Annotated in this window: 16 protein-coding genes and 1 tRNA gene; 11 read left to right on the top strand and 6 right to left on the bottom strand. The window is 70.2% G+C overall.

Annotated features, from left to right (window positions below; all coding sequences use genetic code 11):
* The first annotated feature begins 21 nt into the window (after nucleotides 1–21).
* Entirely contained in the window at nucleotides 22–942 is a 921-nt protein-coding gene (locus WAE60_RS16015) for an Hsp33 family molecular chaperone (protein ID WP_337687513.1), read from the top strand.
* A gap of 13 nt (nucleotides 943–955) precedes the next feature.
* On the opposite strand, the gene WAE60_RS16010 is transcribed toward WAE60_RS16015, so the two are convergent.
* The 5 genes from WAE60_RS16010 to metZ all read right to left on the bottom strand — a co-directional run bounded on the left by WAE60_RS16010 (nucleotide 956) and on the right by metZ (nucleotide 9,137).
* Complete coding sequence (locus WAE60_RS16010; protein WP_337687512.1) at nucleotides 956–1,801, bottom strand: hypothetical protein; 846 nt, start codon at nucleotides 1,799–1,801, stop codon at nucleotides 956–958.
* A 31-nt stretch (nucleotides 1,802–1,832) separates the two neighbouring features.
* On the bottom strand, nucleotides 1,833–3,443 hold the full coding sequence (locus tag WAE60_RS16005; protein WP_337687511.1) for a hypothetical protein: 1,611 nt from the start codon (nucleotides 3,441–3,443) through the stop codon (nucleotides 1,833–1,835).
* 153 nt (nucleotides 3,444–3,596) lie between these two features.
* Nucleotides 3,597–7,157: a hypothetical protein gene (locus WAE60_RS16000; RefSeq protein WP_337687510.1), complete on the bottom strand. Its 3,561-nt coding sequence runs from the start codon at nucleotides 7,155–7,157 to the stop codon at nucleotides 3,597–3,599.
* Nucleotides 7,158–7,507: 350 nt separating this feature from the next.
* Nucleotides 7,508–7,972, bottom strand: coding sequence for a Co2+/Mg2+ efflux protein ApaG (gene apaG / locus WAE60_RS15995; RefSeq protein ID WP_337687509.1), 465 nt, complete (start codon nucleotides 7,970–7,972; stop codon nucleotides 7,508–7,510).
* Nucleotides 7,953–9,137: an O-succinylhomoserine sulfhydrylase gene (metZ, locus tag WAE60_RS15990; RefSeq protein WP_337687508.1), complete on the bottom strand. Its 1,185-nt coding sequence runs from the start codon at nucleotides 9,135–9,137 to the stop codon at nucleotides 7,953–7,955. Before metZ ends, apaG begins: the two co-directional genes overlap by 20 nt.
* A 177-nt stretch (nucleotides 9,138–9,314) precedes the next feature.
* Between metZ and WAE60_RS15985 the strand changes: the two genes are divergently transcribed.
* The 8 genes from WAE60_RS15985 to WAE60_RS15950 all read left to right on the top strand — a co-directional run bounded on the left by WAE60_RS15985 (nucleotide 9,315) and on the right by WAE60_RS15950 (nucleotide 15,568).
* A complete protein-coding gene (locus WAE60_RS15985) occupies nucleotides 9,315–10,343 on the top strand; it encodes a 2'-deoxycytidine 5'-triphosphate deaminase (protein WP_029916780.1) in 1,029 nt (342 codons plus the stop codon).
* 138 nt (nucleotides 10,344–10,481) lie between these two features.
* Nucleotides 10,482–11,309, top strand: coding sequence for a TraB/GumN family protein (locus WAE60_RS15980; protein WP_337687507.1), 828 nt, complete (start codon nucleotides 10,482–10,484; stop codon nucleotides 11,307–11,309).
* A 166-nt stretch (nucleotides 11,310–11,475) separates the two neighbouring features.
* A complete protein-coding gene (locus WAE60_RS15975; protein WP_337687506.1) occupies nucleotides 11,476–12,348 on the top strand; it encodes a kinase in 873 nt (290 codons plus the stop codon).
* A gap of 132 nt (nucleotides 12,349–12,480) precedes the next feature.
* Nucleotides 12,481–12,747 (top strand): hypothetical protein, encoded by a 267-nt coding sequence (locus WAE60_RS15970; RefSeq protein ID WP_337687505.1) that lies wholly within the window; start codon nucleotides 12,481–12,483, stop codon nucleotides 12,745–12,747.
* A gap of 104 nt (nucleotides 12,748–12,851) precedes the next feature.
* Nucleotides 12,852–13,433: a hypothetical protein gene (locus WAE60_RS15965; protein WP_337687504.1), complete on the top strand. Its 582-nt coding sequence runs from the start codon at nucleotides 12,852–12,854 to the stop codon at nucleotides 13,431–13,433.
* The gene (locus WAE60_RS15960) at nucleotides 13,430–13,624 is read left to right on the top strand and encodes a helix-turn-helix transcriptional regulator (protein WP_029916774.1); all 195 of its coding nucleotides are present in this window, start codon (nucleotides 13,430–13,432) and stop codon (nucleotides 13,622–13,624) included. The genes WAE60_RS15965 and WAE60_RS15960 overlap by 4 nt, the downstream gene beginning before the upstream one ends.
* Nucleotides 13,625–13,721: 97 nt before the next feature.
* Complete coding sequence (locus tag WAE60_RS15955; RefSeq protein ID WP_337687503.1) at nucleotides 13,722–14,630, top strand: alpha/beta hydrolase; 909 nt, start codon at nucleotides 13,722–13,724, stop codon at nucleotides 14,628–14,630.
* 41 nt (nucleotides 14,631–14,671) lie between these two features.
* Nucleotides 14,672–15,568: a TraB/GumN family protein gene (locus WAE60_RS15950; RefSeq protein WP_337687502.1), complete on the top strand. Its 897-nt coding sequence runs from the start codon at nucleotides 14,672–14,674 to the stop codon at nucleotides 15,566–15,568.
* Nucleotides 15,569–15,944: 376 nt separating this feature from the next.
* On the opposite strand, the gene WAE60_RS15945 is transcribed toward WAE60_RS15950, so the two are convergent.
* Nucleotides 15,945–16,571 carry an HD domain-containing protein gene (locus tag WAE60_RS15945; RefSeq protein ID WP_337687501.1) on the bottom strand — a complete coding sequence of 209 codons (627 nt, stop codon included), beginning with the start codon at nucleotides 16,569–16,571 and terminating at the stop codon, nucleotides 15,945–15,947.
* A 177-nt stretch (nucleotides 16,572–16,748) separates the two neighbouring features.
* Here WAE60_RS15945 and WAE60_RS15940 point away from each other — a divergent pair.
* A tRNA-Gly gene (locus WAE60_RS15940) sits at nucleotides 16,749–16,823 on the top strand.
* A 197-nt stretch (nucleotides 16,824–17,020) separates the two neighbouring features.
* A partial coding sequence (locus WAE60_RS15935) for a hypothetical protein (RefSeq protein WP_337687500.1) occupies nucleotides 17,021–20,017 on the top strand: 2,997 nt, incomplete at its 3' end.

The following is a 20,017-nucleotide window of genomic DNA, read 5'->3' as shown; positions in this document are numbered from 1 at the left end:
AAGCGATTATCTAGCCTCCCCATGACCGACATCGCCGCCCAAACCCTGCCGGACGCCGCTCCGGACGACCTCGTTTCCGCCTTCCAGATCGAAGGCCTGCCCGTGCGCGGCCGCGTGGTGCGCCTGGGCGCGGCGGTCGACGAGGTGCTGACCCGCCACGACTATCCCGAGCCCGTCGCCAACCTGCTGGGCGAGGCCTGCGCCCTGGCGGCGCTGGTCGGCTCCAGCCTGAAGTTCGAGGGTCGGCTGATCGTCCAGGCCCAGGGCGACGGCCCGGTGCGCTATGTCGTGGTCGATTACGACACCTCCGGCGCCCTGCGCGGTTATTGCCGGTTCGACCCGGAGGAGGTCGCGGCCGCGTCGGAGGGCTTCGCCCGTCCCGGCGCCCGCACCCTGCTGGGCGGCGGCACCTTCGTGATGACCGTCGACCAGGGTCCGGACATGGACCGTTACCAGGGCATCACCCCGATCGAGGGCGAGACCCTGGCCCTGTGCGCCGAGCAGTACTTCGCCCAGTCCGAACAGACCCCGACCCGCGTGCGTCTGGCCGTCGGCCAGGCCGACACGGGCGAGGGCGCCAAGTGGCGCGCGGGCGGCATCCTGATCCAGGCCATCGCCGGCGACGAGAGTCGCGGCGAGACCCAGGAAGCCTGGCAGCACGTCCAGGCCCTGTTCGAGACCACCGGCGAGGACGAGCTGATCGACCCCACCGTGCCGACCACCACCCTGCTGTGGCGGCTGTTCAACGAGGACGGCGTGCGCCTGCTCGAGGAAAAGCCGCTGCGCGCCTTCTGCCGCTGCTCGGAAGACCGCATCGGCGCGGTGCTGGGCTCGTTCACGGCCGAGGAAGTGGCCGAGATGGTCGAGCCCGACGGCAAGATCCACGTGACCTGCGAGTACTGCTCGCGCAAGTACGCGCTGGAGCCGACGCCGGCCGCCTGAGGCGGGCGGCTGACTAGCGGCCCAGCAGGATGGCGCGGAAGCTCGGCCCCACCGGATAGAAACGGTTGGGCTGGCCGTCGTCCCGCACCAGGGCGTCGCCCAGGATCGTGAACGACTTGAACGCGGTCCCGCCGAAGCTGGCGCGCAGGCGGCCGGTGACGACGGCGGCCGGCTGGCCGGGCGGCTGGAACGATCGGTCCCAATGGACCTGACCGGCGAGGGCCATGGCGGACTTGGTCGGGAGGGGCCTGCCTCCCAGACCGAAGGCGGCGCAGGCCGTGACCCTCGGGCCCGGACCTCTGGCTCCGAGGTTCGCGGGCCAGGGCGCGGTCGGCGACGGGATCGGCGCGGGCTGCTGAGCCGGCGTCGCCACTTGCCACGTCGCGCCCTCCTGGAGATAGAAGGTTCCGTCGGGGCGGCAATAGATCACGCCCGTCGGCCCGCAGACCGGGGCGTTGATCGCCTTCGCGAGCGTGAAGAGAAGCTGGGCGCCCGTTAAGCCGGCGCCGACCGCGGCGCCGTAGAGGCAGAGCGCTTCGAACCGCCCGCTCAAGGACTGGAAGAGCGGGACCCAGACGGCCTGGTTGTCGATATTGATATGCTGGGCGCTCGTGCCGATCGAGCCGCCGGCCCCGACGCCGAACAATCCCGGCGCGCCATGCCCGATCAGCGAAGCCCTGGTCGGCGACGGCTGCATCGACGCACAAGCCCGCAGGTTGTTGACGGCGACTTGGACGCTGGCGTGGGCGCCGGCGGTCGGGTTCCCCGCACGGGCGTTGTCCAGATAGCTGTCGGGCTTGGTGGCGTCGATCGACACGCATCCAGGCAGGGGCGCGCCCATGAGAGGCTGGAGGAACATGGTGATCTCCGGATGGGTTTGACGCGGCGCGCTAGACGTAGGCGACCGAGAAGCCGCCGTCGGGATGCTGGGTGACGGCTGCGGTGGTCTGCGTCCGACCGGCGAAATCGATCGTGGCGAGGTTCACGTCTTTGGGCGGCTCGATCACCTGGCCAGGCATGTCGGCGCCTTCCGCGACGATCAGGCTGGGCGCGGGCGATCCTTCGCCGTCGGGCTTGTACACCAGGCTGTCCCAGGCGCCGGGCGTGACGTTCTCGAAGGTGGCCCAGACATTGGTGTAGACCGGTGTCTGGCCGCCGGGTTCGACGGCGGGCGGCATGAAGATGATGTAGCTCTTGTCGACGCCGCTCTGGTTGTTCACCCGGATCGTATAGGTGGGCGTCGCCGGTCCCACGCCCGGACGGCCCTGACCGTCGCGCGCGCCTGCCGACGAGGCGACCGAGCCTTGCGCGGCCGCCTCGATCGCCATCTCGGTGACCTGGCCGTCGACATCGAGGGTCGCCTTGACCGGGATCGCCTGGCCGGGAAGCAGGCGGTGGACGATGCTGGCCGTCGTGCCCCGCTGACCGCCGACTTCGTGGACCTCGGGCTCGGCGGCGGTCACGGAGCCGCCCTGGGCGTCGACCAGCGTGACCTTCACCGCGTTCGGATCCAATCGCGGCGACCCATGGACGCGGGCGATCAGCAGATGAACCTCGGGACTGTCGTTGGTGAGGTTGCGGCCCAGGCGCGCGCCGATCAGGCGATCGCTGGGTTGGAGCCCCCGGGGCGCGTCCACCATCGCCACCGTGGGCGCCGTGAGCATGCCCGCCACCGTCCAGTTCCGGGTCGCCAGGACGACGTTGGCGGCCGTGTCGACGAGCTGACCCTGGAACTGCAGATCGACGGTGTAGGTGAAGCCGGGCTGGATGTTGCGGAACCCGGGCTGGTCGAACATCGCGTACTGGGAGCCGGTCGACTGGTCCGGGTCCTTGTAGGCGTTCCAGGTCGAGGGCGGACAGGCGCGATAGCCGTAGGCCGTGCAGACGCCGGGCGGGCATCCGTCCTGCTGCCAGACGGCGGGCGACATCACCGTCGGCTCGCAGAGGATGTGTAGAACGACCGAGCCGTTGACGGAAAACTGGCCCCGGACCATCTGGCGATATTCGCCGTTCGCGCAGCTGCTGCCGGCGCTGTTGGTGAAGATGGCGACGACGCTGTAGGCCGCCATGAAATTATCGCCCTGGTCGGTCGGCTCCACGTTGCCGTCGGGCGTGGTGAACACCGAATAGCCGAGCGTCGAGGCGGCGGCGAGCGACAGCGCGCCGTCCAGGCCGTGGAGGATCTTGGTCGGGGCGGTCGGGCTGGCCGCGAAGTCGATCTGGGTCTGGGGCTTGGAGCCGTCGGGATCGACCGTCAGCCGGAACTGGCCGGGCGCGGCCTTGGGCGGCGCGGGGAACAGCAGGGCGCACAGCTTGGCCAGCAGGCCGGGCTTCCCGGGCGCCGGTTCCGCATAGGCCATCTTGGCCGAGCTTCCCGGCGCGATCGTCTGGCTGATCGACCAACCCGCCTGGGCCGGGGCGCCGGGCGGCGGGGCCTGGAACAGGGCGTAGGTTCCCGGCGTGTCGCTGTTGTTGACGACAGTGACGCTGTATTGGGCCACGGCTTTCCCCCCGGTTTGCGCGAGGGTCTCGCAATAGGCGCAGCTTCGCAACCGAAAGGCGATTTTCCGCTGTCGCTAGTTGTAGCGACAGCGGCGGGCCGAACGAAGGGGCGGGCGCGGACGCCCGACCCGACGTCCGGCCCGCCGCCTGTCCTAGAAGAAGATCGAGCCCACGCCGCCGGACGAGCCGACCAGGCTGTAGATGTAGTAGTCGACGTCGCCGTGCGAGACCACGCCGTCGAACTCCAGCGTCGAGACCACGGCGCCGCTGGTGTTGTTGATCGTCACCGAACCGTTGTCCGTGCCGGGAGCGCTGTTGGCCGGCGCGATGAAGTCGAAGACCGATCCCGGGCCGGCCAGGATCAGGTTGTCGTGGTTCGGATCGGCCAGGGCGGTGGTGGTGACCAGGATGTCCTTGGCGCCGAACCGGACGATGTGGTCCGAGCCCCAGTCGAGGGCCAGGTCGGTGTCGAAGAAGAACACGTTGGACTTATGGTCGCCGACGTCGCCGGCCAGGTTGTCGTTCGACAGCTTGCCCTCGATGGCCTTCTTGGGCCGCGTGTCGGCGTCGCCGTAGGCGTACAGGCCGTCGGCCGTGACGCCCAGATAGCGCACGCCCTCATGCCCGAGGCCCAGGAAGACCGCGTCGAGGCCGCCCAGGTCCAGCAGGCCGGCATGGGTCGGGACGATGCCGTCGTTGTTGCTGTCGGAGAGCTTGGACTTGGTCAGGATCACGTCGTCGCCGCCGAAGTCGGTGATCAGGTCGACGCCGGTGGAGTGGGCGCCGAACACGAAGGTGTCCGAGCCGCCGCCGCCGACCAGGATGTCGGTGAAGCCCTTGCCCTCGATCACGTCGTTGCCCAGGCCGCCGACCAGGATGTCGAAGCCGGGCGTGCCCACCAGGTGCAGGTTGGCCGGGCCGGAAGAGGCGACCGGGGCGGTCGCCGCGCTGGTGACCGCCTCGGCCGTGCCGTGGCCGTCGACATAGCTGGCCGTCACCCGCACCACGCCGCCGACATCGGCCGCGCCGAGGGTGTAGGTCGATTGGTCGGTCCCGACATTGACGAAGCCCGAACCCGTGTCGCGTTGCCACTGGTAGTGCAGCGTGCCCAGTCCGTCGGCGTCGGCCAGGGTGGAGGTGTTGGCCGTCAGGACCTGGTTCTGGGTCGCCGTGCCGTTGATCGACGCCCCGCCCGTCGGCGCGTCGTTGACGTTGGCGATGGGGGCCGTCGCCGCGCTGGTGACGCTGTCGTTGAAGCCCTGGCCGTCGGTGTAGCTGGCCACGACGCGCACCACCGCCCCGACGTCGGCGTCGCCCAGGGTGTAGGTCGCCTGGTCGGTCCCGACATTGACGAAGCCCGAGCCGCTGTCGCGCTGCCACTGGTAGTGCAGGGCGCCCAGGCCGTCGACGTCGGCGAGGGTGGAGGTGTTGGCCGTCAGGACCTGGTCCTCGGTCGTCGTGCCGGTGATCGACACGCCGCCGGTCGGCGCGTCGTCGACGGCGGCGACGGCGCCCGTCGCCGCGCTGGTCGCGGACTCGATGGCGCCCAGGCCGTCGGTGTAGCTGGCGATCACGCGGACCACCGCCCCGACGTCGGCGTCGCCCAGGGTGTAGGTCGCCTGGTCGGTCCCGACATTGACGAAGCCCGAGCCGCTGTCGCGCTGCCACTGGTAGTGCAGCGTCCCCAGACCGTCGGCGTCGGCCAGGGTCGAGACGGCCGTCAGGACCTGGTCTTCGGTCGACGAGCCGGTGATGCTCACGCCGCCGGTGTGGGGGTCCTGGGTCCCGTTGATGGTGATCGTGTAGCTGTCGGTGTCGGACTGCGCTCCGCCCGAACCCGTGGCGCCGCCGTCGCTGGTGACCACGGTCAGGGTGTCGGTTCCGCTGACATCCGGATCGCCGTGGAACACCAGGCCGTTGGCGGCCGCCAGGGTGGCGTTGATCGCGTTGATCGTGCCGGTGACGGTCACCGTGCCGGCGCCGTTGGCGGCGATGTCGCCCGCCGTCAATCCGCCGGCGACGTCGGTCCGCAGGGTCAGGACGCCATGGGTCACGCTCAGGACGACCGTCATCGTCGCCGAGGCCGGATCGGCGTCGACGTCGCTGATCTGCAGGCCGGTGACGGCGATGTCGGTGTCTTCGTTACCCGAGGCGGTGACGGACGCGCTGTTGACCGGCGCGTCGTTGACCGCGGCGATGTTGAGCGTGGTCGTGCCGCTGTTGACCGACCCGGCCACGACGCCGGGCGTGCCGTCGTTAATCGTCCAGGTGAGGGTGCGGGTGGTGTTGGCGCCGTAGTTCGTCGGGTTGTCGCCCGTGGCCCAATAGACCAGCCCGGCCAGGGCGGCCTGATAGTGGGCGAAGGTGTCGTAGCCGCTCAGGGTCAGGGTCTCGGTCGCGGCGTTCCAGCTGACGGTGATGCTGGTGCCGGCGATGGTGCCGGAGATCTGCTTGCCGGCCCCGTAGCCGAGGTGGTCGTCGGCCGTGCTGCTCTCGTTCGAGGAGAACGTGCCGCCGGTGATCTGCACCGTGGCGCCGACCAGATAGGCGCCGTCGGCGTCGACGATCGTCGGCGAGCCGGTGAGCAGGGTGGTCGCCGAGGCCGATTGCTCGGTCGCGGCCGTGGCCGAGCCGTTGACGGTCAAGGCCGCCAGGTCCGTGAAGACCATGCCCTCGACGGTCGCTCCGACGGTCGAGAGGCCGGGGCTGATCGTGCGGATCAGGTTGGCGCTCGTGCCGGCGGCGTCCAGCTGGAAGACGTAGATGACGTCGTCGGTGTCAGTCCCGCTGTTCTCGACCTCCTCGCTCTCGAGATAGATCTGCCGCGTCGACTGATCGAACGTCATGTCGCCGCCGTAGTAGTGGCTGCCGACCGGCAGACCGGTCAGGGTCACCTTGACGGCCGTGCCGTTGACGGCGTTGCCGCTGATGTACCAGAGGGCGTTGTCGTTGGCGTCGTAGCTGGCGCTGGGCGACGGGTTTTGCGAGTGGGTCGTGAAATAGACCAGGTCGGTGGTCTCATCGACCTCGACGTCGACGAAGACGCCGTCGGCGTAGCTGGTGTTGCTGAACTGGCTGTCGTTGACCAGGGTGGTCACCGTGTTCGGATTGGCCAGGTCCAGGCGGAAGAGGCCGGTGGCCAGGCCGCCGATCGTTTCGGTGTAGTACATCCGGCCGCCGGGCACGATCGAGTGGTCGATCGCGAAGTCCCGTGCGTCCAGGATGGAGAAGCCGCTCTCGTTGGGCCGGCTGTCGGTGGCGGCCGTGGTCAGGAAGCCGTTGTCGGTGACGGCGCCCGTCAGGGGATCGTAGCTGTAGACCCGGATGCCGGTGATGGCGCCGCTCGGCGGGAACGAACCGTCCTGATAGCCGGCGTAGATCTTGTGGTTGATCGTGTCGACCTCGATCGTCTCGACGATGATGTTGTCGGGGAAGTCGACCACCGTGGTCGGGGTCCCGGAGCCGTCGATCGCGCCGCGCACCAGCAGGGCGTGGTCGTCGATGGTGTTGCTGAGGACGGCGAAATAGAAGCCCGCCGCGGTGTCCACGCCGAGGCCGGACGTGAACGAGCTGACGAACTGGTCGTCGCCCGTGCCCACGCCGCCGTTGCTGACGACGGTCGTGGTGGTGGTGCTGTCATCGTTGACCCGGGCGATGCGGGTGTCGGCGTCGCCGCCTTCGGTGATGTACCAGAGTTGGCCGGAGAACGGCATCGTTCACTCCCTATGCTCAATTCGTTGGATTGAGGTCACGCAGGTTCGCTGCGTGGGGGAGTCACAACGGACGCGGGCATTCCGACAATCATCGGTTTTGAAGCCCCCGCGCGCACCCCCGATCCCTGCAACCTTAATAACGTGTCGGGGCGAGCGCAATCCGGAGAGCGGCGTTATGTGGTCGCGACGGCGAATATTCCCGTCCGCGCGGTCCGCGACGCGGCGATCGGGCGTCCTCGCGCCCAGGCGTGCCAGGGGCGCGCGTCCCCGTCGCCGTCTGGCCGCGCTGAAGATCACATGAGGGTGAGGCGTCAGGGCGCCCGACGCCATCCGGGCCGCTGGTCGAAGACCTAGTTCACCCGGCGCGCGGCCCCCGGCAGGTGCAGCGAGAACTCCGGGATCTCGGCTTCGAACACCTCGCCGGCCTCGGTCATCATCTGGAAGTGGCCGGTCATGGTCCCCGACGAGGTCGGCAGCGGGCAGTTGGAGACGTAGCGGAACGCCTCGCGCGGCCGCAGCTCCGGCTGTTCGCCGACCACGCCCGAGCCCTCGACCTCGGTGGCCCGGTTCATGCCGTCGGTGATCGTCCAGTAGCGCGAGACCAGCTGGACGGTCTCCACGCCGTGGTTCTCGATCTCGACCGTATAGCCCCACATCCACAGCCCTTCCTCGGGCGCGGAGTCCTCGGGCTGGTAGACGGGCGAGACGCGCACGACGATGTCGCGCGTGCGCGCTTCATAGATGCCCGTGTCGGCGCCGCGCCGGCGGCGGATCCGCTTCAGAGGAGGGGAGGATTCACGCCTGGTCGAGCGCACGGATCACGTCTCGGGTCAGGTCCGACAGGCTTTCGAGGCCGACCGACAGGCGCACGCCGCCCTCGACCACGCCCAGCGAGGGGCGCATCTCTTCCGGCACCGAGCGGTGGGTGGTGGTCGGCGGATGGGTGGCCATCGACTTGGCGTCGCCCAGATTGTTGGAGATGTCGACGATCTCGAGGGCGTTGAGGAACTTGAACGCCGCCTCGCGCGAGCCCAGGTCCAGGGCCAGCACCGTGCCGCCGCCGGTCATCTGCGACTTGGCGATGTTGTGGCCGGGGTGGTCGGCGCGGAAGGGATAGAGCACCTGCTTGACCGCCTTGTGCTCGGCCACCACGTCGGCCAGGGCCGCGGCGGTGTCGTTCTGGCGGCGCACGCGCAGGTCCAGGGTCTCCAGGCCCTTGACCAGGACCCAGGCGTTGAACGGCGACAGCGACGGGCCGGTGTGGCGCAGCGGGTCGCGGTAGAACTCCTCGTTGATCGCCTCGCTGGTCAGGATGGCCCCGCCCAGCACCCGGCCCTGGCCGTCGATGTGCTTGGTGGCCGAATAGACCACGATGTCGGCGCCCAGCTTCAGCGGCTGCTGGAAGATCGGGGTGGCGAAGACGTTGTCGACGACGACCTTGGCGCCGACCGCGTGCGCCAGCTCCGACACCGCGCGGATGTCGGTGATCTCCAGCACCGGGTTGGACGGGGTCTCGATCAGCACCGCCTTGGTGTTGGGGCGGATGGCCGCCTCCCAGGCCTTGGGATCGGTGGCGTCGACGAAGGTGGTCTCGACCCCGAAGCGCGGCAGCCATTCGGCGATCAGCCAGCGGCACGAGCCGAACAGGGCGCGGCCGGCCACCACGTGGTCGCCGGCGCGGACCAGGCCCATCAGCGCCATGTGGATCGAGGCCATGCCGGTGGCCTGGGCGCGGCAGACTTCCGCGCCCTCGAGGAGCGCCAGGCGGTCCTCGAACATCTTCACGGTCGGGTTGTTGAAGCGCGAATAGACGAAGCCCGGGTCCTCGCCGGCGAAGCGGCGGTCGGCGCCCTCGGCGCTGTCGTAGGTGAAGCCCTGGGTCAGGTAGAGGGCCTCGGCCGTCTCCATGTACTGCGAGCGCGCCAGACCGCCACGGATCAGCTTGGTGGCGATATCCCAGTCCCTCGGGTCCTCGGCCATGGCGGTTCCTTCCTTCGACGCTCTACGCGGAAACGGCCGGCATAAGGGGTTTCACGGGCCTCAGGGTCAAGGCGGACAAGTCTGATTTCAACATTAGAATTGTCACACGCGAACAAGCGGTGGGCGGATGGACCGCGAGCCTTGCCTTCAAGGCCCGGTTTAGCGAGTGTCGCCCCGATGACCGACGCCCACGCTGCGGGGATTCTGCCCTGCCAATCCATCGAGGACCTGATCGCGCAAGAGGCGATCACTTCCCAAACCCCGTTCGACGCCGACCAGGTGCAGCCGGCCAGCCTGGACCTGCGCCTGGGCGCGCGGTGCTGGCGGGTGCGCGCCTCGTTCCTGCCAGGCGTGGCCCGCCGCGTGCCCGAGCGTCTGAAGGACGTGGCGATGCACGAGCTGGACCTGACGAAGGGCGCGGTGCTGGAGAAGGGCTGCGTCTACATCGCCGAGATCCAGGAAAGCCTGGCCCTGCCGGGCAACGTGGCCGCGCGCGGCAATCCCAAGAGCTCGACGGGACGGGTCGACGTGTTCGTGCGCCTGCTCAGCGACCACTCCAAGGCCTTCGACGACATCGAGGCCGGCTATGAGGGGCCGCTCTATATCGAGATCGCGCCCCAGACCTTCTCGGTGCTGGTGCGGGCCGGCACGCGGCTGAACCAGCTGCGGCTCAAGCGCGGCGATCCGGCCAAGCTGGCCATCAAGAGCGTGGGCGTGGACCTGACGCCGGGCGAGGGCGGCATCGTCGGCTTCCGCGGCCGCCGCCACGCCGGGGTCGTCGATCTGGACCACGAGGACGGCCACGACCCGCGCGACTTCTGGGAGCCGCTGGAGACCCGCCACGGCGAACTGCTGCTGGATCCGGGCGAGTTCTACATCCTGGCGTCCAAGGACGACGTCGAGATCCCGGTGCTGGAGGCGGCCGAGATGACCCCGATCGATCCTTCGGTCGGCGAATTCCGGGTGCACTACGCCGGCTTCTTCGACCCGGGCTTCGGCACCGAGGAGGCCGGCGCCGTCGGCTCCAAGGGCGTGCTGGAGGTGCGCAGCCACGAGACGCCGTTCCTGCTGGAGGACGGCCAGATCGTCGCCCGCCTGGTCTACGAGCCCCTGACCGCGCGGCCCCGGCGCCTGTACGGCGAGGGCGGGTCGCACTACCAGCGCCAGGGCCTGAAACTGTCCAAGCACTTCAAGGCGTGGCGTTAGGTCGCAACGCGCGGCGCTTCCCCGGTTAACCGGGCTCTTCGTACCCTGGCCGTCTGTTGAGTTCGGACGTCGGGGGACGTTGTGTCGAGTCGGGTCGCGTATCGGAAGCTGTTGGCCGCCGCCTTGGCGCTCTGCGCCATGACGTGCGCCTCGGCCGTGCGCGCCGCCCCGGCCATGTGGGAAGTGCGCGACCGCGACACCACGATCTACCTGTTCGGCGCCATGCACGTGCTGCAGCCGAACGTGAAGTGGCGCACCCGCGCCTTCGACCGCGCCTACGCCCGGGCCGACAAGGTCTGGTTCGAGACCCGGGCCGACGCCGATCCGGCCGAGGTCCAGGCCCTGGTCGACCGCTACGGCGTCGATCCCGAGCGCCCGCTGAGCGAGAAGCTGCCGCCGCGCACCGTGGCCACGCTGAAGGCGGCGCTGGAACGGGACGGCGGATCGCTGGATCGCGTGGACCGGCTGCGCCCCTGGGCGGCGGCGATGATGCTGTCGGTCCTGCCCATGACCCAGCAGGGGGGCTCGGTCCAGGCGGGCGCAGACGCCACGGTCACGCGCCAGGCGCGGGCGGCCGACAAGCCGATCGCCACCTTCGAGACCCTGGAGCAGCAGATCCAGCTGTTCGCCGCCCTGCCGGAAGCGGTCGAGGTGCAGTACCTGGACGACGTCGCCACCGAGACCCTGACCCCGCCGCGCAACGGTGTGGCCCTGCAGTCGGCCTGGCTGCACGGCGACATGGCCAAGCTGGGACCGCTGGTGGTCGACGTGATGAAGCGCGACCGGCCGGCGCTGTACGACGCGCTGCTCAAGCGCCGCAACGAGGCCTGGGCGGAGGCCCTGGCGGCCGAGATGGACAAGCCCGGCGTCGAGCTGGTGGCGGTCGGGGCCCTGCACATGGCCGGCGCCGACGGCCTGCCGGCCCTGATGGCGGCGCGCGGGTTCCAGGTCCGGCGGGTGCAGTGAACCCGTCCTTCTCCCCCTGCGGGAGAAGGTGGCGCGAAGCGCCGGATGAGGGGTCTCTAACCTTTGCATTCGTCCTCTTGCGGCGTCGTCCGACGCCGTGCGACCCCTCATCCGTCAGCTTCGCTGACACCTTCTCCCGCAGGGGGAGAAGGAAAGGGGGCTGTGCATGACCATCGATCCTGACTGGCTGACCGCCTTCCTGCGCGACGAGAACCTGCCCGCCGGCTTCGCCGCCGAGATCGAGCGGCTGCACGCGCCCCTGGCCGACCGGATCGCGGCGGTGGCCATGGGGCCGGCCTTCGTGGTCGGGATCTGCGGGCCGCAGGGCTCGGGCAAGTCGACCACCGTCCGTGTCGTGGCGGCGCTGCTGGAGGCCCGGGGGCTGAAGACGGCGACCCTGTCGCTGGACGACCTCTACCTGCCGCTGGCCGACCGCGAGGCCCTGGCCCGCGACGTCCATCCGCTGCTGCGCACGCGCGGCGTCCCGGGGACCCATGACGTCGCCCTGGGGCTGGCGGTGCTGGACGGCCTGGCCGGGGAGGGCGGCACGGCCCTGCCGCGCTTCGACAAGGCCGCCGACGACCGCGCGCCCGTGGAGACCTGGCCGGTGGTCGAAGGCCCCGTCGACGTGGTGCTGCTGGAAGGCTGGTGCGTCGGCGCCCGCCCGGAACCCTCCGAAGCCCTGGCCGCGCCGGTCAACGCCCTGGAGCGCGAGCGCGATCCCGACGCGACCTGGCGCGCCCACGTCAACGCCGCCCTGGCGGGGCCGTATCGCGCCCTGTTCGGCCGCCTCGACCTGCTGGTGCTGTTCACCGCCCCGGACTTCGCCACGGTGCTGGCCTGGCGCCGGGAGCAGGAGGCCAAGCTGCGCGCGCGTCTGGCGGAAACCGGGCAGGCGGGGCGCGCCATGAGCGACGACGAGGTCGCCGTCTTCGTCCAGCACTACGAGCGCCTGACCCGGCACATCGCCCGCGAGATGCCGCCCCGCGCCGACATCGTGATCGCCCTCGACGCCGACCGCCGTTCATCGATCGTGTGACCTGCCATTCGGTCGCGCGGCACGGCGTCGCACTAGATGTGGTGTGGCCGCATTTCGGCCTCCACCAGTGCTAGCTTCCCTTTGTCGGCGAAACGACTCACCGAGTCGCCGGCCCAGTGGAGCTTCCGGACCATGAACGCACTTTTCGGCGGGACTTTTTCGACCCACGCCAAGCGCGTCGCCGTCTGGAACCGGGCGGCCCCGATCCCGGGTTGCGACAAGGCGATGTGGCGCTGCGACGACCAGGGCCGGATCATCCGCTGGTCCGACTACGAGGACCGCTTTTCGCGCTACGGCTGGACGATCCTGGGCCAGCGACGGGCCCTCGGGCGGCAAGTCCACCGACCCGTCCATGTCAGCCAGGCCGCCGACGCGGCGCCGCTGCGCAAGGCCGCCTGACCTCGACGCCCTGTCGGCTTTCCTTGATCTTTTGACAAGTTTGCTTGACATTCTTGTAGCGACGAAAGACAAGTATCCTTGTCATTAAGACAGGGAGACCCGACATGGCGTCCGAACGCGGCGAGTGGCTCGCCCTCAAGAAATTCCTGCTGTTCGCCGGTTTCATCGCCGCGATTCTCGTCTGTGTCCGGGTCATCGGCCTGGGCGGCGTCTGGAGCTTTGTCGGCGGCCTGGGCACGGTCGCGGCGTCGCTGGCCTTCGCCCTCGGCTCCAACCGCCTGTTCAAGCGCGAGCCCCTGCGGCCCGCCATGCGGCGCTACATGCTGCGGTTCGGCGTCTCGATGTCGGCCTATGTCTTCCTGCTGATCGGCGCGATCATGCTGCATGGCCAGGGTCTGACCGCCGGGCCGCTGGGCTATGTGATCGCCCTGGCGCCCGCCTTGGCCATTCTGGGTTCGATAGCCGCGATGGGCTTCTACCTGGCCGAGGAAAAGGACGAGTTCGCCCGCGAGATCCTGATCCAAAGCCTGCTGTGGGGCATCGCCGTGACCCTGGGCGCGGCCAGCGTCTGGGGCTTCCTGGAGACTTTCGGCAAGGCGCCGCACGCCCCCGCCTGGGCGGCCGTCCCGATCTTCGCCATGGCCATGGGCCTGTCGCAGCCCCTGATCGCCAGGAGGTATCGGTGAGGAACCGCCTCAAGGTCCTGAGGGCCGAGCGCGACTGGAGCCAGGCGGACCTCGCCGAGCGCCTGGACGTCTCGCGCCAGACCATCAACGCCCTGGAGACGGGCAAGTACGATCCCAGCCTGCCCCTGGCCTTCAAGATCGCCCGCCTGTTCGGCCTGCCGATCGAGACCATCTTCCAGGACGAAGCCTGACCCGACGCGGTCGGACCCGACCCGCCAAACCATCACCCTTCATCCCTCGGCGCGCCGCCGAACCCTGGCGCATGCCCGCAAATCAGGAGTTCCCGCCATGTCCTATCGTCGATCGACCTTCCCCCTGTTCGTCATGGTGATGGCGATACTGGCCGCCCTCGGCGTGTTCAACCCCGCCCACGCCGCCCCGATCGCGGTCCCCTCGGCCGCCGCGCCGCGCTTCACGGTCGAGGTCACGGGGCAGGGGCCCGACGTGATCCTGATCCCCGGCCTGGCCTCGTCCGCCGCGGTCTGGGACGACACGGTCAAGCAGCTGAAGGGCCGCTATCGCCTGCACGTGATCCAGGTGGCCGGGTTCGCCGGCGCCCCGGCCGGCGCCAACGCCGAAGGGCCGGTGGTCCAGCCCACGGTCGACGCCCTGGACGGCTACATCCGGTCGGCCGGGCTGAAGTCGCCCGCCGTGATCGGCCACTCGATGGGCGGGCTGATGGGCCTGATGCTGGCCCGCCAGCACCCCGAGGACGTCGGCCGGCTGATGGTGGTCGACAGCCTGCCCTTCTACGCCATGGTGTTCTCGCCCGAGGCCACCGTCGAGACGGCGAGGCCCCAGGCCGCCGCCATGCGCGACCGGACGATCGCCGCCGCGCCCGAGGCCTGGGCGTCCATGGAGACGGCGATGATGACCCGCCTGATCAAGTCGCCCGAGGGCCTGAAGTCGACCACCGCCGCCGCCATCGCCTCGGACCGTTCGGTGGTGGCCCGCGCCCTCTACGACGACCTGACCACCGACCTGCGCGGCGAGATCGCCGCGATCAAGACGCCCGTCACCATGCTCTATCCGTGGGATCCGGCCACCGCGCCCCAGGCGGCGTTCGACCAGCTCTACACCGGCGCCTACGCCCCGATGACCCAGGCCAAGGTCAAGCGGATCGACGGGTCGTACCACTTCATCATGCTGGACCGGCCGGCCGCCTTCGCCTTCGAGGTCGAGGCCTTCCTGAAGTAAGCCGGCTTGCACGGCCCCGCTCGGGCCGGAACAGTGGCGGGATGATGATTCTGCCCGCTTCCGTCCGCCGCTTCGCCCTGGCCCTCGTCGCCCCCGCCGTCATGGTGCTGGCGATGGGGGCCGGCCCCGTCCGCGCCGAACCCTCCCTGTGGGTGATCAAGGACAAGGACTCGACGATCTACCTGTTCGGCACGGTCCACGTGCTGCGGCCGGAAACCCAGTGGCGCACGCCCAAGATCGCCAAGGCCTTCGAGGCCGCCGACGACGTGGTCATGGAGATCGAGCAGCCCGAGAAGCCCGCCGACACCCAGGCCCTGATGCTGAAATACGGCATCGACCGGACCACGCCGCTGTCGGCCAAGTTGAAGCCCGAGACCTACGCCAAGCTGCAGGCGGCGGGGCAGGGCATGGGCTTCCCGCCGCAGGCCCTGGACGTGATGCGGCCCTGGCTGGCCGCCCTGACCGTGTCGCTGACCCCGCTGCTGAAGGCCGGCTACGATCCGGAGAGCGGCGTCGAGAAGCTGCTGAACGCCCAGGCCAAGGCGGCGGGCAAGCCGGTCTCGGCCTTCGAGACCATGGAGCAGCAGGTCCGGTTCTTCGCCGACATGACCCCGGCCCAGGAAACCCAGCTGCTGGAATCCACCCTGGACGAGGTCGACGACGGCCCGGCCAAGATCGACGCCCTGGTCAACGCCTGGGCCAGCGGTGACCAGGCCGAGCTGAAGCGCCAGATGGTCGACGAGATGCAGGGCGAGTATCCGGAGCTCTACAAGCTGCTGCTGGTCGACCGGAACGCCGACTGGGCCCAGCAACTGAAGACCAAGCTGGCCGGCTCGGGCGTCAGCTTCGTGGCCGTGGGCGCGGGACACCTGACGGGCCCGGACAGCGTGCAGGCCCAGCTGGCCAAGCTGGGGGTCAAGACCGAGGTGGTGAAGTAGGGGTTGATTTCCGGGTAGAGATGCGTGACGGCTTTCGACCCAAAGCGGACAGTGGCGGCCCTCCTGCCCCCTCTCTCATAGAGAGAGGGAGGGGCCCATGGCGAAGCCATGGGAGGGTGAGAGGTTACACTCTCACCGAATGAAACGCGGCTGTTCAGATGGTCTTAGGATAGTTGCCCGATCCACGCTGGCGGCCCTGGTGAGCCTCTGTCGGAGTCTCGAAAGCGCGGCTCAGCGGCTCAGCGCCTCTGGATTTTCCGGCTAGCGGTGAAACCTCTCACCCTCCCACCGCTTCGCGGCGGGCCCCTCCCTCTCTCTATGAGAGAGGGGTTTTCACGGCGTCCGCCATCCCGGACGTCGAGGCCGCCAGCTCTCGCTACGCCGGCGCCCCGCCGTCCTTGCGCAGATAAATCGACCGCTTGGGCGCCGACATCACCCGGTGCAGCATCGGCTCGAAGGCCTCCAGCGGCATCGACTTGTAGGCCGGGTTGAAGGCTTCCTGGTCGTAGATGTGGCAGAACTGGGCGGTGTATTCGAAGCTGGGATGGCCCCGGAACTGGTCGCGCATGTCGCGGTCCAGGCCCAGGTGGTGGAAGAAGTAGTAGCCCTGGAAGACGGCGTGATGAGCCACCATCCAGTGGTTCTCCTCCGAGACGAAGGGCTGCAGGATCGCGGCGGCGATGTCGGCGTGATTGCGCGGGCCCAGGATGTCGCCGATGTCGTGCAGCAGGGCGCAGACCACGTACTCCTCGTCGCGGCCGTCCTGGAAGGCGCGGGTGGCGGTCTGCAGGCTGTGGTCCAGCCGGTCGATGGCGAAGCCGCCGCAGTCGCCCTGCAGCAGCTTCAGGTGCGAGACCAGGCGCTTGGGCAAGTCGCGGCCGAACTCCATCGAGGCATTGGCGATGATCGCCCAGTCCTGCGGCGTGCCGTCGACCATGGCGTGGAACTTCGCCCGTTCTTGGGCCCGTTCATGGTCGTCCGGATGCTGGTGGCCGTCGGCCATGGCGTTCTCCTCCCGAACATCTGTTTGATCCGATCGTGCGCCGCGCGGCGAGCGCCGTCAACGCGGGGCGACGAAGTTCCAAAGACCCCCAGGGACCGCCAAAGAACCCATTGAGAAGCGGAGCCAGACCGGCTAGACGGGCTGGGCGCTTGGACGGCGCGAGTTTCTCCGTCCAATGCGGGCGTAGTTCAGAGGTAGAACGTCAGCTTCCCAAGCTGAATGTCGGGGGTTCGATTCCCCCCGCCCGCTCCAAACTCTCCCAAAGCTTCACCTGGAAATTGCAGAGCTGACCCCGAACGCCGGAGGTCTGTCTCGTTTCGAACCATGTCCGTTCATTACGGAACGATGTTCGTTCGTTACGGGAAACGCCTCCGGAATTCGTTAAGAACGGTTAAGTTATCGCGCGCGCTCGCGGTCGGACGTGGGGCGCGCTGGATCGGGGGAAGTCCATGGGCAAGTTGTCGGCCGGCGCGGCGAAGGCCGCCGTTGCGGAATCCCCGCGCGTGGAACGTCTGGCGCGCTTCGCCGACGGGCTGGAGCAGTTGGCCGGGCGCTGGGAGCGCGAAGCCCGCGATCCGCGCGTCGCCGCGGCCCTGAGCGAGCGCTTCGGCGCCTCGGCCCCGGAGCTGCTGGCCACCCAGGACGCGGTCGCCCACCTGCTGGCCTCGTCGTTCGGGACGCCCGGCGCCCTGCCGCCCAAGCTGCTGCTGCGCCTGCACGACGCCCTGGCGAGCCTGGCCGTGCTGGCGGCCTACACGCCGCCGGCCGCCGAAGAGAACGTTTTCCCGATCGTCGACGTGAAGAGCCGCGCCCAGGCGGTCCGGCTGGAAACCGCCACCCGCAAGCTGCTGAAGGGCCTGGGCCGCGCCCTGGCCGTCGGCGCCGCGAGCGCCACGGTCCTGGCCGCCATGCCGGCCGCCGCGCAACAGCATGTGGGCCATGCCGATGGCTCCGCCGTCTCCGACGGCATCGACATGATCGCCCATGGGTTGAACGGCGATTCGGGCAACGACGGCGGGACGATCAATCAGTCCGTCGCCGGAAGCTACAGCAACGTCAACGCCTCTGCGGTCAAGGTCACCGCCAATGGCAGCGACGGCGGCGATGGCGGGGTAGGCTTCCTGTTTCCCCCCGTCGTGGTGTTCGGCATCGGGGGCGACGGCAACGAAGGCGGCGACGGGGGCTCGGCCACCCTGACCCTGGGCGGCAGCGTCGTGACCACCGGCGTCAAGGCGGTGGGCGTCCAGGTCCAGGCCAACGGAGGCGCCGGCGGCGACGGCGGCGAAGGCATCGGCGCGGCCGGCAAGGGTGGCGCGGGTGACCACGGCGGCGCCGGCGGCTCGGCGAACCTGACCAACAACGCTTCAGTCCTGACCTATGGCGATCAGTCCTCGGCTCTGTTCGTGCAGAGCGTCGGCGGCGCCGGCGGCGACGGCGGCGCGGGCGCGGGCCTGGTCGGCGTGGGCGGAACCGGTAGCGGCAGCGGCCCCGGCGGTTCGGTCAGCGTGACCAACAACAATTTCCTGGAAACCTACGGCGCCGGATCGAACGGCGTCCTGGCCCAGAGTGTCGGCGGCCTGTCCGGTTCGGGCGGTTCGGCGGGCGGGATCGGCGCGTTCGCGGGCGGCTCGAACGCCGCGGGCGACGGCGGCTCCGTCGGGGTGACCAACCACGATCGAATTCTCACCCATGGCGATGTGGCCTACGGGATCCTGGCCCAGAGCATCGGCGGCGGCGGCGGCGCGGCCGGCGGCGCGGGCGGTATCGTCGCCTTGGGCGGCGGCGGGTCGGGCGGCGGCTCAGGCGGCGTCGTCAACGTGTTCAACGATGGCGCGATCGAAACCATTGGCGTGTCGTCGATCGGGATGTTCGCCCAGAGCGTGGGCGGCAGCGGCGGGGTCGGCGGCGGGGCCGGCGGCCTGGTCGGGATCGGCGGCGGCGGCGGCTCGTCGGGCGACGGCGGCGCGGTGACGGCCACCAACGAAGGCCGGATCTTCACCCATAACGACGAGGCCACGGGCGTGTTCGCCCAGAGCATCGGCGGCGGCGGCGGCAACGGCGCGGGCGGCGGCGGCCTGGTCGGCATCGGCGGCGACGGCGGCGCGTCGGGCAAGGGCGGCGACGTCACGGTCACCAACGCCGGCGCCGGCGAGATCGAGACCGAGGGCAAGCTGGCCCAGGCCGTGTTCGCCCAGAGCGTGGGCGGCGGCGGCGGCAACGGCGCGGGCGCCGGCGGCCTGGCGGCGATCGGCGGCAAGGGCGGGGCGGGCGGCGACGCCGGCGTCGTCACCGTGATCAACGACGGGAAGCTGACGACCCACGGCTACGATTCCTACGCCATCTTCGCCCAGAGCGTGGGCGGCGGCGGCGGCAACGGCGGCAATGCGGGCGGCCAGTTCGCGATCGGCGGCAAGGGCGCGGGCGGCGGTATCGGCGAGGCCGTCAACGTCACCAACCACGGCCAGATCGTCACCGCCCTCGACGGCTCGGGCGGCGTCTTCGCCCAGAGCGTGGGCGGCGGCGGCGGCAGCGGCGGCGACTCCACCAGCGTCGGCCTGTTCGTCAATCTGTCGATCGGCGGCGACGCCGGCACGGGCAGCAAGGGCGGCGACGTCACGGTGATCAACACCGGCCGGATCGAGACCGGCGGCGACCGCGCCTCGGCCATCTACGCCCAGAGCGTGGGCGGCGGCGGCGGCAACGGCGGCTTCGGGGCCGGCGGGGCGATCGGCGTCTACGGCGCGGTCAGCATCGGCGTCGGCGGCTCGGGCGGCGGCGGCGGCAACGGCGGCATCGTCCATGTCACGGCCGACGGGACCCTGATCACCAAGGGCGACGACTCGCGCGGCGTGTTCGCCCAGAGCGTGGGCGGCGGCGGCGGCGATGGCGGCTACACCGTGTCGGCGGCCCTGGCGGTCGGCGACGTCGGGGCGGCCTCGGGCGCGATCTCGATCGGCGGCACGGGCGGCGCGGCCAGCAACGGCGGCGACGTCACCGTCGACCACGTCACCGGCGTGGACATCGACACCACCGGCGACCGGGCGGTCGGCATCTTCGCCCAGAGCGTGGGCGGCGGCGGCGGCAATGGCGGCTGGAGCGGCGCGATCGCCGCGGCGGCCTCGGGCGGCGTCAGCGCCTCGATCGGCGTGGCCGTGGGCGGCAGCGGCGGCAACGCCGGCGGCGGCGGCCTCGTCACGGTCGACACCGCCGGCCAGATCCACACCCGCGGCGTCGACGCCTCGGGCATCTACGCCCAGAGCATCGGCGGCGGCGGCGGCACGGGCGGCTTCGCCCTGTCCGGGGCCCTGTCCGGCGGCACGGCGGCCGGCTCGGCCTCGGTGGGCGTCGGCGGCTCGGGGGGCGGGGGCGGCGACGCCCAGAAGGTGACCGTGACCAGCGTCACCGATATCCTCACCGAAGGCGACCGCTCGGCGGGCATCTACGCC

It is taken from the genome of Caulobacter sp. CCG-8, from assembly GCF_037402475.1.
Taxonomy (GTDB): domain Bacteria; phylum Pseudomonadota; class Alphaproteobacteria; order Caulobacterales; family Caulobacteraceae; genus Caulobacter.
The sequence above is the reverse complement of the archived record's forward strand: the minus strand, read 5'-3'. Positions and strand labels throughout refer to the sequence as shown.